Here is a 15,077-nt window from a genome sequence, read left to right on the forward strand (position 1 = left end):
GACGCCGAGGCGCCGATCTTCGAGCTGGCCGACTTCGGCGTGGTCGGCGACCTGTTCAAGGTCGTCCCGCAGGCCGCCGAGGAGATCCGCAAGCGGAAGTGACCCTTCCCGGCTGACCCACGACAGAGCCGCCGTCCGGTGCTCCGGGCGGCGGCTCTGACAGGTGTGTCCCGCCCTTCCTGTCGCGGCGGGAAGGGAGCTGATCGGCGGGCCGGGGAGCTGAGCCGGCCCGCCGATCAGCCCGTTCGAGGGGGCGCGAGCCCACACCCTGAGGGTACCGGGCGGAGCAACGCCGGCACTCCTCGGGATCGATCGGCCGGGCCTTCGAGTACCCCGGAACCGTTGGACGATTCGCGACCGCCCCCGCCGGATCCGGAGCGGCGATCCGGCGGACGGCGGGCTGGTCGCCGGCCGTTAGGCTGAACGGTGATGGCATACCTGGATCACGCGGCGACGACCCCGATGCTCGACGAGGCACTCGAGGCGTACGTCGCCACGGCCCGTGAGGTGGGCAACGCGTCGTCGCTGCACGCGGCGGGCCGGTGTGCCCGGCGGCGGGTGGAGGAGTCGCGCGAGCGGGTGGCCGCCGCGCTCGGCGCCCGCCCGTCCGAGGTCGTCTTCACCGGTGGCGGCACCGAGAGCGACAACCTCGCGGTGAAGGGCGTGTTCTGGGCCCGTCGCGCCGCCCGCGCCGAGCGGACCCGGGTCGTCTCCAGCGCCGTCGAGCACCATGCGGTGCTGGACGCGGTCGACTGGCTGGCCGGTCACGAGGGCGCCGAGGTCGGCTGGCTGCCGGTCGACGCCGCCGGCCGGCTCGACCCCGAGCGGCTCCGCGCCGAGTTGACGGCGCACGGCGACCGGGTGGCCGTGGTCACCGCGATGTGGGCCAACAACGAGGTCGGCACGGTGCAGCCGGTGGCCGAACTGGCGGCGGTCGCCGCCGAGCACGGTGTGCCGTTCCACACCGACGCGATCCAGGCGGTCGGCCAGGTGCCGGTCGACTTCTCCGCCAGCGGCGTCTCCGCGCTCACCGTCACCGGGCACAAGCTCGGCGGCCCGGCCGGGGCCGGCGCGTTGCTGCTGGCCCGGGACATCGCCGCCACCCCGCTGCTGCACGGCGGCGGCCAGGAGCGCGACGTCCGCTCCGGCACCCTCGACACCGCCGGCATCGTGGCCTTCGCGGTCGCCGTCGAGGCGGCCGTGAAGGGCCAGCAGGAGTACGCGGTCCGGGTCGCCGCGCTCCGCGACGAGCTGGTCGAGCGGGTCCGGCAGGCGGTCCCCGAGGTCATCTTCAACGGCGACCCGGTCAACCGGCTCCCCGGCAACGCGCACTTCTCGTTCCCCGGCTGCGAGGGGGACGCACTGCTGCTGCTCCTGGACGCCCAGGGCATCGCCTGCTCGACCGGCTCGGCCTGCTCCGCCGGGGTGGCCCAGCCCTCGCACGTGCTGCTGGCCATGGGCGCCGACGACGACCGGGCCCGCTCGTCGCTGCGCTTCACCCTCGGTCACACCAGCACCAGGGCGGACGTCGACGCCCTCGTCGCCGCGCTGCCGGCCGCCGTGGAGCGGGCCCGCCGCGCGGCCGCCCTCCGCACGCCCCGCTGATCCGGATACGCTCGGTGAGGACGAGGGGAGTGAGCTGGTGAGGGTTCTGGCGGCGATGTCGGGCGGAGTGGACTCCGCCGTGGCGGCGGCGCGCGCGGTGGAGGCCGGACACGACGTGACCGGCGTGCACCTGGCGCTGGCCCGCAACCCGCAGACGTACCGCACCGGTGCCCGCGGCTGCTGCACCCTGGAGGACTCCCGGGACGCCCGCCGGGCCGCCGACGTGCTCGGCATCCCGTTCTACGTCTGGGACATGGCCGACCGGTTCCACGAGGACGTGGTGGACGACTTCGTCGCCGAGTACGCGGCCGGCCGTACCCCGAACCCGTGCCTGCGCTGCAACGAGAAGATCAAGTTCGCCGCGGTGCTGGACCGGGCGGTGGCCCTCGGCTTCGACGCGGTGGTGACCGGCCACCACGCCCGGCTCGGCCCGGACGGCCTGCTGCGGCGCAGCGTCGACCTGGCCAAGGACCAGTCGTACGTCCTCGCGGTGCTGACCCGCGAGCAGCTCGACCGGTCGATCTTCCCGCTCGGCGACTCCACCAAGACCGAGGTACGCGCGGAGGCCGCCCGACGCGGCCTCGCGGTGGCCGACAAGCCCGACTCGCACGACATCTGCTTCATCGCCGACGGCGACACCCGAGGCTTCCTCGCCCAGCGGCTCGGCGAGTCACCCGGCGACGTGGTCGACGCGCTCAGCGGCGCGGTGGTCGGCAGCCACAGCGGCGCCTACCAGTACACCGTCGGCCAGCGGCGTGGCCTGCACCTGGACCGGCCCGCCCCGGACGGTCGCCCCCGCTACGTGCTCTCCATCACCCCGAAGACCAACACGGTGACGGTCGGCCCGGCCGAGGCGCTGGAGGTCTCCCAGGTCCGGGCCACCCGCCCGGTCTGGACCGGCGGTGCGCGACCCACCGTGCCGATCGAGTGCGAGGTGCAGCTGCGGGCGCACGGCGACGTGGTCCCCGCCACGGTGTCGCTGGCCGCCGACGGGGTGCACGCCGAGCTGCGTCGCCCGGTCCGCGGCGTCGCCGCCGGCCAGGCGATCGTGGCCTACCGCCCCGACCCGGCCGGCGACATCGTACTCGGCTCCGCCACCATCACCGGCTGAGCGTCCGGGCACCCGCCTCGCTGCCGTGCCCCTTCGGGCTGTCGCCGTCGCCCCGCCGTCGGCCGGTCCGGCTGGCCGCCTGCGGCCTGGATACCTCCGGCACGCCGGGCGGGGGCGCCGCGCTGCCTCTGGAACTGAGGTCGTCAGCCGCTAGCCGGCCACGTCCGCCCTGGGTGCCGCTGTGCCAAGCCGGGTCGGCAAGGGTGTCCGGCTTGCTTTCGAGCTGACGTCGTCAACGACTCACCAGCCCCCCTTTGGGTGTCGGCAGGACGCGTGCCGAGGGCTGGGGAGGGGGTCGGTGAGTCGTTGGTGATGTCAGCTCCGAAGGCGGCCGACGATGTGACCCCCGCCAGGCAGCACGGCAGCCGCGGTACGTCCGTCGGCACGCTCGCGCCGGCTGCGGTACGCCCGTCGCCACGCTCGCGCCGCGCCCGCACCGCACCGCAGGTCGGTGGCACGCGCCGCGTCCGCGTCCGGAGCGGATCGGGCAGCGGATAGTCTTCGGCGGTGAATGATCAGCCCTGGCCCTGGCCCGCCGGGGCGGCGACCGGGATCGGGTCGCTGCCCGGCACCGACATCGCCGAGGCGCAGCGCATCGTGCTCGGCGAGCTGCCCGCCCTGCCGCACCTGGCGGAGCTGCCCGCCCGGGGCCCCGGCGCCGACCTGGTCGGGCGTACCGCAGGGCTCCTCGTGGAGCTGCCGGTCGAGCTGTACGCGGCCCGCTGGCGGATCGCCCCGCGCCCCGGCAAGGACCTGCGCCGCGCCCGCGACCTGATGGAACGCGACCTCGACCAGCTCGCCGAGCAGGCCGAGGAGTACGCCGGCCCGGTCAAGGTCCAAGCGGCCGGCCCGTTCACCCTGGCCGCGTCGCTGGAGCTGCCGATCGGCGGCCGGCTGCTGCGCGACCCGGGCGCGGTCCGCGACCTCACCGGCTCGCTCGCCGAGGGGCTGCGCGAGCACGTCGCCGCGGTGGCCCGCCGGCTGCCCCGCGCGTCGGTGCTGCTCCAGCTCGACGAGCCGTCCCTGCCCGCGGTGCTCGCCGGCCGGGTGCCCACCGAGAGCGGCTTCGGCACCCACCGGGCGGTGGAGTCGGGCGTCGCCGGGGCGCTGCTGGGCGGCGTCATCGAGGCGGCCGGCGTACCGACCGTGGTGCACTGCTGCGCTCCGGACGTGCCGCTGGAGCTGATCCGGAGCGCCGGGGCCGTCGGCGTCGCGCTCGACCTCGGCCTGGTCACCGACCTGGACCCGCTCGGCGAGACGATCGACGCCGGGCTCGGGCTGCTGGCCGGCGCCGCGCCCGCGCTACCGCCGCCGTCCGGCCGCGCGCCGACGTCGGCCCAGGTCGCCGACCGGATCCGCCAGGTATGGGACCAGCTCGGCTTCCCCCGGCGCCGGCTCGCCGAGCAGGTGGTGGTCACCCCCGCCTGCGGCCTGGCCGGGGCCACCCCGGCGTATGCCCGGGCGGTCCTGGCCGCCTGCCGGGACGCCGGGCGGCGGCTGTCCGAGGAGTAGGTTTTTCTGTCGTACCGGCGGGGCAGGATGACGGGCATGATTGGACAGCTGCGTTCCGTGGTGATCGACTGCCCCGATCCACGCGCGCTGGCCGGCTTCTACGCGGAGCTGCTCGGCCTTTCGCTGAACGAGGACAGTTCCGACGGCGACGACTGGGTGGTGCTCGGCGGCCCGCCGGGGCATCAGCCGCGCATCGCCTTCCAGCAGGCGCTCGACCTGCGTGCCCCCGACTGGCCCGACCCGGAGCGGCCGCAGCAGTTCCACCTCGACGTGACGGTGGACGACATCGAGGCCGCCGAGAAGGCGGCGCTGGCTCTGGGCGCGCGGCGGCTGCCCGGCGAGGGTGACGGCTTCCGGGTCTATGCCGACCCGGCCGGGCACCCGTTCTGCCTCTGCTGGGACTGACCGCCGGGAGGCGCGGCTTGCGTCGGCGGGGCATGATCGCCACCGTGATCGACTCCGCATCCCGCCGCGCCTCCGGTTCGCTCTTCGGCCTCGCCTACGGCGACGCCCTGGGCAGGCCCACCGAGTTCCTCACCGTCGCCGAGATCCTCCGGCGCTACGGTCCGACCGGCCCCCGCGAGCTGGCCGGCGACCCGGCGCTGGTCACCGACGACACCCAGATGGCGCTCGCCGTGGCCTGGGCGCTGCACGAGGCGCCCGCGTACACGCCGGAGGCGGTGGAGCCGCTGCTGCGGCAGCGGTTCGTCGACTGGGCGGTGAGCCCGGACAACAACCGCGCGCCCGGGATGACCTGCCTGCGGGCCTGCGCCGAACTGGACCGGGGCACCCGCTGGCAGGAGGCCACCGTGGCCGGCTCGAAGGGGTGTGGGGCCAACATGCGGGTCACCCCGGTCGGGCTGCTCGACGTCGACCTCGACACCCTCGCCGGGCTGGCCCAGCTCCAGGCCGGCCTGACCCACGGGCACCCGACCGGCCTGGCGGCCAGCGAGCTGACCGCGTACGCGGTCCGGCTGCTGCGCGACGGCGCCGCGCTCGCCGACCTGCCTGGCCTGCTCGCCGCGCGGGCCCGCGAGCAGCGCACGGTCTACCGGCACGACTGGCTCGGCGACCTGTGGCAGCGCCCGGGCGAGCGGTCGCCGGCGGAGTTCATCGCCCGGGGCTGGGATGAGTGCCTGCGCGTCCTCGGTCGGCTCGACGCCGCGCTGGCCCGCCCCGACGACGGCGACGACCCGTGCCGGCTCACCGGCGAGGGCTGGATCGCCGAGGAGGCCCTGGCCACCGCGCTGCTCTGCGCGCTGCGCCACCCGGACGACCCGGTCGGCGCGCTGGCCCGGGGCGCCACCACGGCCGGCGACTCAGACTCCATCGCCGCTCTCGCCGGCGCCTTCGTCGGCGCCGCCCACGGCATGGCCGCCTGGCCGGCCGACTGGTCCGCCCGCATCGAGTACACCGACCAGCTGGCCCGCCTGGCCGCCCGCCACGACTGACCGTCGGGCCGGGCGGGCGAGGCCCTCGCCGCTCGGCGGCGCGACCGCCGCGCGCCTGCTCAGGGCGGGTGGGGGGACGTTTGTCACCCCCGCCCGCTACGGTTCGGGTAGCACGAGCACGGGAGGTCGACAGCGGTGTCCGAAGGCGGCGGCGTGTCCGAAGAAGCGGTTCCCCAGGCGGTCAGCCCGGCGCAGGAGGCGGCGGCGGGCGCCGAGCCGACCCCGGATGCACGGGAGCGGCACGCCACGCTGAGCCAGGAGCTCACCGACCACCAGTACCGCTACTACGTGCTCGACGCGCCGACCATCTCCGACGCCGAGTTCGACAAGCAGCTTCGCGAGCTGGAGGCGCTGGAGGCGGAATACCCGGCGCTGCGCACCCCCGACTCGCCGACCCAGCGGGTGGGCGGCACCTTCTCCACCGACTTCACCCCGGTCACCCACGTCGAGCGGATGATGTCGCTGGACAACGCCTTCGCCGATGAGGAGCTGGCCGCCTGGGCCGAGCGGGTCGAGCGGGACGCCGGCGGCCCGGTGCCCTACCTGTGCGAGCTGAAGGTCGACGGCCTGGCCATCAACCTGACCTACGAGAAGGGTCGGCTGGTCCGGGCCGCGACCCGGGGCGACGGGCGCACCGGCGAGGACGTGACCGCCAACGTGCGCAGCATCAGGGACGTGCCGGCCCGGCTCACCCCGTCCGACGACTTTCCGGACGTGCCGGAGTTCCTGGAGGTGCGCGGCGAGATCTACTTCCCGGTCGCCGCCTTCGCCGATCTCAACGCCGACCTGGTCGAGCAGGGCAAGGCGCCGTTCGCCAACCCGCGCAACGCCGCCGCCGGCAGCCTCCGGCAGAAGGACCCGCGGGTCACCGCCTCCCGGCCGCTGCGCCTGGTGGTGCACGGCATCGGCGCCCGCAAGGGCTACCAGCCGGCGGCGCAGTCCGAGTCGTACGCGGCGCTGCAGGCGTGGGGGCTGCCGACCAGCGACCGCTGGCGGGTGGTGCCCGACCTGGCCGGCGTCGCGGAATACATCGCCTACTACGCCGAGCACCGGCACGACGTCGAGCACGAGATCGACGGCGTGGTGGTCAAGGTCGACCGGGTTTCCATCCAGGGGCGGCTCGGCTCGACCAGCCGCTCCCCCCGCTGGGCCATCGCCTTCAAGTACCCGCCGGAGGAGGTCAACACCAAGCTGCTCGACATCGAGGTCGAGGTCGGGCGGACCGGCCGCGTCACGCCGCGGGCCGTGCTCCAGCCGGTCAAGGTGGCCGGCTCCACCGTCGCGTACGCCACCCTGCACAACGCCCGCGAGGTCGAGCGCAAGGGCGTGCTGATCGGCGACACCGTGGTGCTGCGCAAGGCCGGCGACGTCATCCCCGAGGTGCTCGGCCCAGTGGTCGACCTGCGCCCCGCCGACGCCCGCCCGTTCGTCATGCCCGACACCTGCCCGGCCTGCGGCACCCCGCTCCGGCCGGAGAAGGAGGCGGACGTCGACATCCGCTGCCCCAACAGCCGCAGCTGCCCGGCGCAGCTGCGCGAGCGGGTGTTCCACCTGGCCGGCCGGGGCGCCTTCGACATCGAGGTGCTCGGCTACAAGGGCGCCGCCGCCCTCCTCGACGCCGGAATCATCCAGGACGAGGGCGACCTCTTCCAGCTCGACGCCGAGCAGCTCGCCCGGTCGCCGTTCTTCGTCAACAAGGACGGCAGCCTCGGCAGCAACGCCACCAAGCTGCTGGAGAACCTGGCCGTGGCCAAGGAGCGGGAGCTGTGGCGGGTGCTGGTCGCGCTCTCCATCCGGCACGTCGGCCCGACCGCGGCGCAGGCGCTGGCGCGGCACTTCCGGTCCGTCCCGGCGATCGAAGTGGCCGGCGAGGAGGAGCTGTCCTCGGTAGACGGCGTGGGTCCGACCATCGCCGCCAGCATCACGGAGTGGTTCGCCGTCGACTGGCACCGCGAGGTGGTGCGCAAGTGGGCCGAGGCGGGCGTACGGATGGCCGAGGAGGCCGGCGAGGAGGGGCCGCGTCCGCTGGAAGGCGTCACCGTGGTGGTCACCGGCACCCTCGCCGGGTTCAGCCGCGACCAGGCGTCCGAGGCGATCCAGAGCCGGGGCGGCAAGGTCACCGGCTCGGTCTCCAAGAAGACCAGCTTCGTCGTCGTCGGGGACAACCCCGGTTCCAAGGCGGACAAGGCGGCCAGCCTCAAGCTGCCCGTCCTCGACGAGGAGGGCTTCCGCGTGCTGCTGGAGTCCGGCCCGGAGGCGGCCCGCGAGGTGGCCCGCGTCGAGGGCTGAGGGCGGGCTCAATGTGAATCTTGACGACGCCTGGCCGCGTATACCAACTTAGTTACGACTACGACCGATTCGTGACTGTCCTGCCGGGGAAATCGGCTCTGAGGGCGTTTCATTGGCGTACGGCGTGTGAACGGCGCACGCCACGGCCGTCCCCGGAGGTGCGATGGAGACCGCCGACCCGCGAAACTCCGTGCCACCCGGGCGGGGTGCGCCGTTCTTCGGCTTCGTCGCCGCGGTCGGCCTCCTGGCCGTGCTGGTCTCGGCCGGGCCGGTGGCCGGGCTGTCCGACCGGCTGCCGGACATGCCGGCGGCCTTCTGGACCATGGCGGCGCTCGCCGTCGCCTGCGACGCCCGGCCGTTCGTGCCGCCCGGCCGGCGGGAGACCTCGGCGGTCTTCCCGTCGACCTGCTTCACCTTCGCGATCCTGCTCGGCTGGGGACTCGGTCCGGCCGTCGCCGTGCAGGCCGTCGCGGTGGCCGTGTCCGGCTGGCGGATGGGGCACGCCCTGTGGCGCACCGCCTTCAACGCCGCCCAGTACGCCTGCGCCCTCGCCGCCGCGTACGCGGTCACCCGGCTCGGGCCCGGCGACCTGTTCGGCGGCGGGCGGCTGCACTGGACCGACGTGGCCGTGGTCGGCGCCGCCACCGCGGCCTGGTTCGCGGTCAACTACGCCCTGGTCAACTCCGCGATCTGGTTGCGCTTCGGCGACCGGTGGTGGCCCAGCGTCCGCCTCGGGCTGGCGTACGAGCTGCTCTCCACCGGTTCGCTGCTGCTGCTCGCTCCGGTGCTGGTAGCCGCCGCCCGGGTCAGCGCCGCGCTGATCCCGTTGGTCCTGGTGCCGCTCTTCGCCGTCTACCGGATGGCCCGGCTCTCCGCCGAGCGGGAGCAGTTGGCCGCGCTCGACCCGCTCACCGGGCTGCCCAACCGCAAGGCGCTGCTGACCGAGGTGGCCGAGCAGGTGCACCTGCACGCCGAGCGGGCGGCCCGGGGCGAGCCGGACGCCCACCTGGCCCTGCTCCTGCTCGACCTGGACCGGTTCAAGCACGTCAACGATGCCCTCGGGCACGCGGTGGGGGACCGGCTGCTGGTCGAGGTGAGCGCCCGGCTGACCGGGGTGGTCGGCGAGGGTGACCTGCTGGCCCGCCTCGGCGGCGACGAGTTCGCCATCGTCGTACCTCGGCTCACCGGCACCGACCAGGCGCGCGAGCGCGCCGACCGGGTGGTCGCCGCGCTCGCCGAGCCGGTGCCGCTGGACGGCCTGCCGCTGGACGTGGGGGGCTCCATCGGCATCGCGATCTTCCCTGAGCACGGCGAGGACTTCGCCACCCTGATGCGCCACGCCGACGTGGCCATGTACGACGCCAAGCAGCGCAACGACACCGTCGCCGTCTACGCGGCCGAGTCCGACCACAACTCGGCCGAGCGGCTCAGCCTCCTCGCCGACCTGCGCCGCGTGCTGGAGGCCACGTCGACGGTGTCGGTCGAGGAGCCGCCCGGCGCGGTACGCGGAGGCGACGGCGCGACCCTCGCGCCGGCCCCCGGGCTGGCCGGGCCGGCCCGCGGCGACGGCATACCCCGCAACGGCGGCCGGGGCGGGGCGGTACGTCCCGGCAACGGTCCGGGGCGGCGCTGGCTGCGACGGCGGCGCGAGCGGGTCGAGATCCGCGCCGACGACGAGCTGATCAACCGGATCGTGACCGGCGCCGACCCGATCCGCCGCCGGGCCGCCCAGCGGACGCCGGGCCCGGCCGGGGACGGCGGCCTGCCTCCCGAGGTGCTCGGCGGCCAACCCGACGGCCCGCTCGACGAGCGCCCGGCAGCTCCGCCCGCCGCCGAGCCGCAGGGCGGGGGGGCCGAGGTCGACGCCGGCCTGGCGGCGCCGCCGGAGGCGCGCGACGGGGCCCGGGCGGCCGACGGGGCGCGGACGGACGACCCGTCCGCGGACCCGGGCGAGATCACCATGTACTACCAGCCGCAGATCGCCATCGCGACCGGCGAGGTCGTCGGGGTGGAGGCGCTGCTGCGCTGGCGGCACCCGCGCCGTGGCATGGTCGACCCGGGGGAGCTGATCCAGGTCGCCGAGCAGAGCGCGGTGATGCGGCTGCTCACCCGCCGGGTGGTGGACGACGTGGTGGAGCAGGTGGCGAAATGGTCGGCGGCCGGCATCACGCTGCGCGCCGCGCTCAACGTCAGCGTCCGTGACCTGCATACCGGCGAGATCGCCGACCAGATCGCCGACCGGCTCGCCCGGTACGGCGTCAGCCCGGACCGGCTCCAGGTGGAGATCACCGAGGGCGCCCTGATGGCCGACCCGAGGCGGGTGCTGGCCACCATCTCCCAGCTGCACCGGATCGGGGTGGGCATCGCGCTGGACGACTTCGGCACCGGGTACTCGTCGTTGCAGCACCTCCGCCGGCTGCCGCTGTCCGAGGTGAAGGTGGACCGGTCGTTCGTCCTCGGAATGGCTGACGACCCGGACGACGCGGCGATCGTCCGGTCGATGATCGAGCTGGCCGGGGCGCTCGGCCTGCGGGTGGTGGCCGAGGGCGTGGAGGACGAGCGCACCTGGCGGCTGCTGCACGCGGCCGGCTGCGACGTGGCCCAGGGCTGGTTCCATGCCCGGCCCATGCCGGCCGGCGACCTGGTCACCTGGTTGTCCCGGTACCGGCCGGTCCGCCCGGCCGGGTCCGCCGACGGTGACGGGACCCGCCGGCCCGCCCGCTGAGAGCGGCCCGCCCGGCAGGCGGTCACGGGGCCGATGCCACGGATGACGCAGCGTCCCGGCCGGTGGGTCGGTGGGGAGTCGGGGGCGTCGCCGCGACCGCAGGACAATAGACTCGCTCCGGTCACCGCGCGTCATCGTCACCGTCGAGCGCGCGGCGGACACCCGAAGACGCAGCAGGACAGCCACGAAGGGGGCACCCGATGGCCGCCATCTCCCGCGAGGAGGTCGCGCACCTCGCGCGACTGTCGCGGCTCGCCGTCACCGAGGAGGAGTTGGACACCTTCGCCGGTCAGCTGGACGTGATCCTCCAGTCGGTCGCCCAGGTCGGTGAGGTCGCCGCGGCGGACATCCCGCCGACCTCCCACTCGGTGCCGCTGACCAACGTCCTCCGCGAGGACGTGGTGGTGCCCGGGCTGACCCCGCAGGAGGCGCTGTCGGGCGCACCCGACGCCGAGGAGCAGCGGTTCCGCGTCCCGCGGATCCTGGACGAGGATGTGGCTTCATGAGCGACCTGACCAGACTGACCGCGACCCAGATCGCGGGGCTCGTGGCGAGCGGGGAGACCTCGGCCGTCGAGGTGACCCGGGCCCACCTGGACCGGATCGCCGCCGTCGACGAGCGCGTGCACGCCTTCCTGCATGTCGACACCGAGGGCGCGCTGGCCACCGCGCGGAGCGTGGACGACCGCCGGGCCGCCGGCGAGGAACTGGGCCCTCTCGCGGGCGTGCCGGTCGCCGTGAAGGACGTGCTGACCACCAAGGGCGTGCCGACCACCGTCGGGTCGAAGATCCTGGAGGGCTGGCGCCCGCCGTACGACTCGACGATCGTGCAGCGGCTGCGCGACGCGGGCACGGTGATGCTCGGCAAGACCAACATGGACGAGTTCGCCATGGGCTCCTCCACCGAGTACTCCGCGTACGGCCCGACCCGCAACCCGTGGGACCTGGACCGCATCCCGGGTGGCTCCGGCGGCGGCAGCGCCGCGGCGCTGGCCGCGTACGAGGCACCGCTGTCGATCGGCTCGGACACCGGTGGCTCGATCCGCCAGCCGGGCTCGGTCACCGGCACCGTCGGCGCCAAGCCCACCTACGGCGGCACCTCCCGGTACGGCCTGGTGGCGTTCTCCTCGTCGCTGGACACCCCCGGCCCGTGCGCGCGTACGGTGCTGGACGCCGCGCTGCTGCACCAGGTGATCGGCGGCCACGACCCGCGCGACTCCACCTCCATCCCGGCCCCGGTGCCGGACGTGGTCGGCGCGGCGAAGCTCGGCGCGACCGGCGACCTGACCGGGGTGAAGCTCGGCGTGGTCACCGAGTTCACCGGCGAAGGCGCCGAGCCGGGTGTGATGGCGGCGTTCCGCGAGTCGGTGGAGGCCCTGGCCAAGCTGGGCGCCGAGATCGTCGAGATCTCCTGCCCGCACTTCAAGTACGCGCTGCCGGCGTACTACCTGATCGCGCCGAGCGAGTGCTCCTCCAACCTGGCCCGGTTCGACGGCGTCCGGTTCGGCCTGCGGGTCGGCGACGACGGCAACCGGTCGCTGGAGGAGGTCATGTCGCTGACCCGGGAGGCCGGCTTCGGCCCCGAGGTCAAGCGGCGCATCATGCTCGGCACGTACGCGCTCTCCTCGGGCTACTACGACGCCTACTACGGCCAGGCGCAGAAGGTCCGTACCCTGATCACCCGGGACTTCACCGCGGCGTTCGAGCAGGTGGACGCGCTGATCTCGCCGACCACCCCGTTCGTGGCCTTCCCGATCGGGGCGCGCACCTCCGACCCGTACCAGATGTACCTGGCCGACCTGTTCACCATCCCGACCAACCTGTACGGCGGACCGGCCATCTCGGTCCCGTGCGGCCTCTCCGAGGGGCTCCCGGTCGGTCTCCAGATCATGGCCCCGACGATGGCCGACGACCGGATGTACCGGGTCGCCGCCGCGCTGGAGTCCACGGTCGGCACGTTCACCCCACCGGCGCTGTAGGGCGACACCCGGGTGACCGGCGCCGGTGGTGTTCCGCCGGCGCCGGTCGCGTCCGGTGCTGATCGGCCCCGGGACCTCGGCGAGCGTTCGAGGCGGGCGTCGCGGGTTCAGGCCAGGCCGCGGCGCCCGGCCTGCAACCCGGCCTGGAAGCGGGTGCGGGCACCGAGCGCGGTCAACAGGGCGGAGGCGCGTCGGCCCAGGGTGCGTACGCTCACCCCGAGTTCCCGGGCGATCGCTTCGTCCTTGAGGCCGGTGGCGAGCAGCCCCAGCAGTTGCAGGTCCAGGTCGTCGCCCTCCGTCGCCGGCCGGTCCGGGTCCCAGGCCGGCAGCGGCGTGGCCTGCACCCAGAGCAGTTCGAAGAGCTTCACCAGCGCCGACACCACCATCGGCGCGCGGACCACCAGGGCGGCGTCCACCGCTCGTTCGCTGGCCAGCGGCAGCAGCGCCACCGACCGGTCGCCGATCGCCAGCTTCAGCGGCACGTCCGTGTGCACCCGCGCCTGTTCCCCCGCCGCCACGGACGCCATCGCCTGCTGGTAGGCGCCGGGCAGCTCGAAGGCCTCCGGAGCGTAGATCCCGCGTACGCTGGCGTCGCGACCGAGCAGTTCGGTCTCGGACACGTTCGCGGACGCCACCTCCTGGGCGTAAGGGGGGCGGTCCAGCACCAGCAGCTCAGTAGTCGCACCGTGCGTGAGCTGGACGAACTGGGCTTCGACGGCGGCCCGACCGGTGACGATCTCGAGCACCTGGTCCGGCCTGGTCAGCAGCTCCTGCGGGAACTCCTCGGCCATCCGCTCGGCGGCGCGGCGTACCTTGGTGAACTCCTCGGTGCGCCGCACGACCAGGGCGTTCACGGCGACGTCCGGGCGGGTCGGCACCAGCCGGGTGCCGGAGCCGACCAGGCGGCTGACGAAGCCGAGGTCCTCCAGCCGTTCGGTGGCCGCCCGGACCACCCGCAGGCTCTCCCCGACCTGCTGGGCGAGCTCCGGCACGCTCGACTGTCGTCTCCGCAGGAGGGCCAGGTAGACCGACTCCTCCACCGGGGTCAGACCCAACGACTCGAACATCCGAGCCCCCTTCCCGCCTCGCGGGGTGTCCGATCCAGGCCATGGCCGGGCTCGGACACCCCGAAACTGTGGCGATCGGCGCATGTCCACGTCTAGACATGCATCATGATCTTCTCCCGACTCAGCGGTTTTCTCGTGCTGGCCGTCACGGCCGCTGGTGCCGTCAACCTCTCCTCCGCCGTCCCCGCGGCCGCCGGGGCCGATCCGTGGCACCGCCCGCAGTGCGGCGTGGTGCAGGGCGACGGCTCGGCGACCTTCACGCGCACCGACGGCGCCGTCCTGGCTCGTACCGCGACCGCTCTCACCCCGGTGGCCTACACCAAGATCGCCGCCCTGAGCACGCCGAACACCCTGGTCGCCATCTCGAAGCGCGCGATCCAGCGCTCCACCGACGCCGGCTGCAGCTGGCAGCAGGTCGGCACCACGGACCGTGACCTGGCGGCGTACGACGTCGCCGGCGGGCCGGCGAACACGGCGTACGTGTACGGCATCAACGACCAGCCCATCTACCGGGTGCAGGGCGACCGGATCACCACCGTCGACGGCCCGGTCCCGGACGACGGCGTGGTCGCCCTGGCCGTGGATCCGGCCGATCCGCAGGTCCTGCGCGCGGTCAGCAAGGCCGGGCAGGTCTACGACTCCGGTGACGGCGGCGCCACCTGGGCTCCGGTGGGGCTGCCGGTCGGCCCGGCCGTGTTCCTCTACAAGGCGGCCGTCGACCCGACCGACCGGGACCACGTCGTCGCCGGCACCATGGGCGACGTCACCTTCGTGACCTTCGACGGCGGCCACAGCTGGGTGCAGTCGACCGGGACCGGTCCCGGCCGGTCGAACGGCTTCACCGTGGCCATCTCCCCGGCGGACCCGCAGACCGTGTGGGTGGAGGGCTACGACCTCAGCGACACCGACAACGACAACGGCGTGCGGCACATCTGGCGCTCGACCGACGGCGGCCGCAGTTTCGCGTCGGTGCTCGACGGCCTCCAGGCGACGCTGTACAACGGCAACCCGCTGTGGCCCAGCCCGGTCGACCCTGACGTGCTGTACTTCGAGTTCGGCACGTGGTTTTCCAACTACGGCACCGATCTCTACCGGTACGACGCGTCGACCGGCCGGCTGACCTCGCAGCACAACACCTACGACAGCATCACCAGCGTCGCCTTCAACCCCGTCGACCCGCAGGTGATGTACCTCGGGCTCACCGAGGAGCGCTGACCCGGGTGCCCGCCCGAGGTCGGCACCTCGGGCGGGCCGCCGGCGGCGGCTGCGGCCGGGTGTGCAAACCCGGGCGAGGTGACCGTACGCAGCCCCATTAGGCTGGACCGGTTCCGTCCGGATC

The 15,077-nt window shown here is 74.4% G+C and carries 11 protein-coding genes and 1 pseudogene; 11 read left to right on the forward strand and 1 reads right to left on the reverse strand.

Annotated features, from left to right (window positions below):
- The 10 genes and pseudogenes from ACFYOS_RS11245 to gatA all read left to right on the forward strand — a co-directional run.
- A pseudogene (locus ACFYOS_RS11245) lies at positions 1-102 on the forward strand (electron transfer flavoprotein subunit alpha/FixB family protein); the annotation flags it as partial.
- A gap of 327 nt (positions 103-429) precedes the next feature.
- On the forward strand, positions 430-1,605 hold the full coding sequence (locus ACFYOS_RS11250; RefSeq protein WP_387138584.1) for a cysteine desulfurase family protein: 1,176 nt from the start codon (positions 430-432) through the stop codon (positions 1,603-1,605).
- 37 nt (positions 1,606-1,642) lie between these two features.
- A complete protein-coding gene (mnmA, locus tag ACFYOS_RS11255; RefSeq protein ID WP_387138587.1) occupies positions 1,643-2,716 on the forward strand; it encodes a tRNA 2-thiouridine(34) synthase MnmA in 1,074 nt (357 codons plus the stop codon).
- Between the two features lie 507 nt (positions 2,717-3,223).
- Positions 3,224-4,228: a methionine synthase gene (locus ACFYOS_RS11260; RefSeq protein ID WP_387138589.1), complete on the forward strand. Its 1,005-nt coding sequence runs from the start codon at positions 3,224-3,226 to the stop codon at positions 4,226-4,228.
- Positions 4,229-4,264: 36 nt separating this feature from the next.
- Positions 4,265-4,633: a VOC family protein gene (locus tag ACFYOS_RS11265; protein ID WP_387138592.1), complete on the forward strand. Its 369-nt coding sequence runs from the start codon at positions 4,265-4,267 to the stop codon at positions 4,631-4,633.
- A gap of 32 nt (positions 4,634-4,665) precedes the next feature.
- Entirely contained in the window at positions 4,666-5,679 is a 1,014-nt protein-coding gene (locus ACFYOS_RS11270) for an ADP-ribosylglycohydrolase family protein (protein ID WP_387138595.1), read from the forward strand.
- 153 nt (positions 5,680-5,832) lie between these two features.
- Positions 5,833-7,968, forward strand: coding sequence for an NAD-dependent DNA ligase LigA (gene ligA / locus ACFYOS_RS11275; protein WP_387138598.1), 2,136 nt, complete (start codon positions 5,833-5,835; stop codon positions 7,966-7,968).
- 163 nt (positions 7,969-8,131) lie between these two features.
- The gene (locus tag ACFYOS_RS11280) at positions 8,132-10,693 is read left to right on the forward strand and encodes a putative bifunctional diguanylate cyclase/phosphodiesterase (protein ID WP_387138601.1); all 2,562 of its coding nucleotides are present in this window, start codon (positions 8,132-8,134) and stop codon (positions 10,691-10,693) included.
- Positions 10,694-10,893: 200 nt separating this feature from the next.
- A complete protein-coding gene (gene gatC, locus ACFYOS_RS11285; RefSeq protein WP_091190253.1) occupies positions 10,894-11,199 on the forward strand; it encodes an Asp-tRNA(Asn)/Glu-tRNA(Gln) amidotransferase subunit GatC in 306 nt (101 codons plus the stop codon).
- Positions 11,196-12,671 carry an Asp-tRNA(Asn)/Glu-tRNA(Gln) amidotransferase subunit GatA gene (gene gatA, locus ACFYOS_RS11290; protein ID WP_387138604.1) on the forward strand — a complete coding sequence of 492 codons (1,476 nt, stop codon included), beginning with the start codon at positions 11,196-11,198 and terminating at the stop codon, positions 12,669-12,671. The genes gatC and gatA overlap by 4 nt, the downstream gene beginning before the upstream one ends.
- Before the next feature lie 107 nt (positions 12,672-12,778).
- Here the strand turns inward: gatA and ACFYOS_RS11295 are convergent, their stop codons facing one another.
- Positions 12,779-13,738: a helix-turn-helix domain-containing protein gene (locus ACFYOS_RS11295; RefSeq protein WP_387138607.1), complete on the reverse strand. Its 960-nt coding sequence runs from the start codon at positions 13,736-13,738 to the stop codon at positions 12,779-12,781.
- A 105-nt stretch (positions 13,739-13,843) separates the two neighbouring features.
- Here ACFYOS_RS11295 and ACFYOS_RS11300 point away from each other — a divergent pair, with 105 nt between their 5' ends.
- A complete protein-coding gene (locus tag ACFYOS_RS11300; RefSeq protein WP_387138609.1) occupies positions 13,844-14,953 on the forward strand; it encodes a WD40/YVTN/BNR-like repeat-containing protein in 1,110 nt (369 codons plus the stop codon).
- The last annotated feature ends 124 nt before the right edge of the window (positions 14,954-15,077 follow it).

The sequence above is a fragment of the Micromonospora sp. NPDC005806 genome (assembly GCF_042871425.1).
Lineage (GTDB): Bacteria > Actinomycetota > Actinomycetes > Mycobacteriales > Micromonosporaceae > Micromonospora.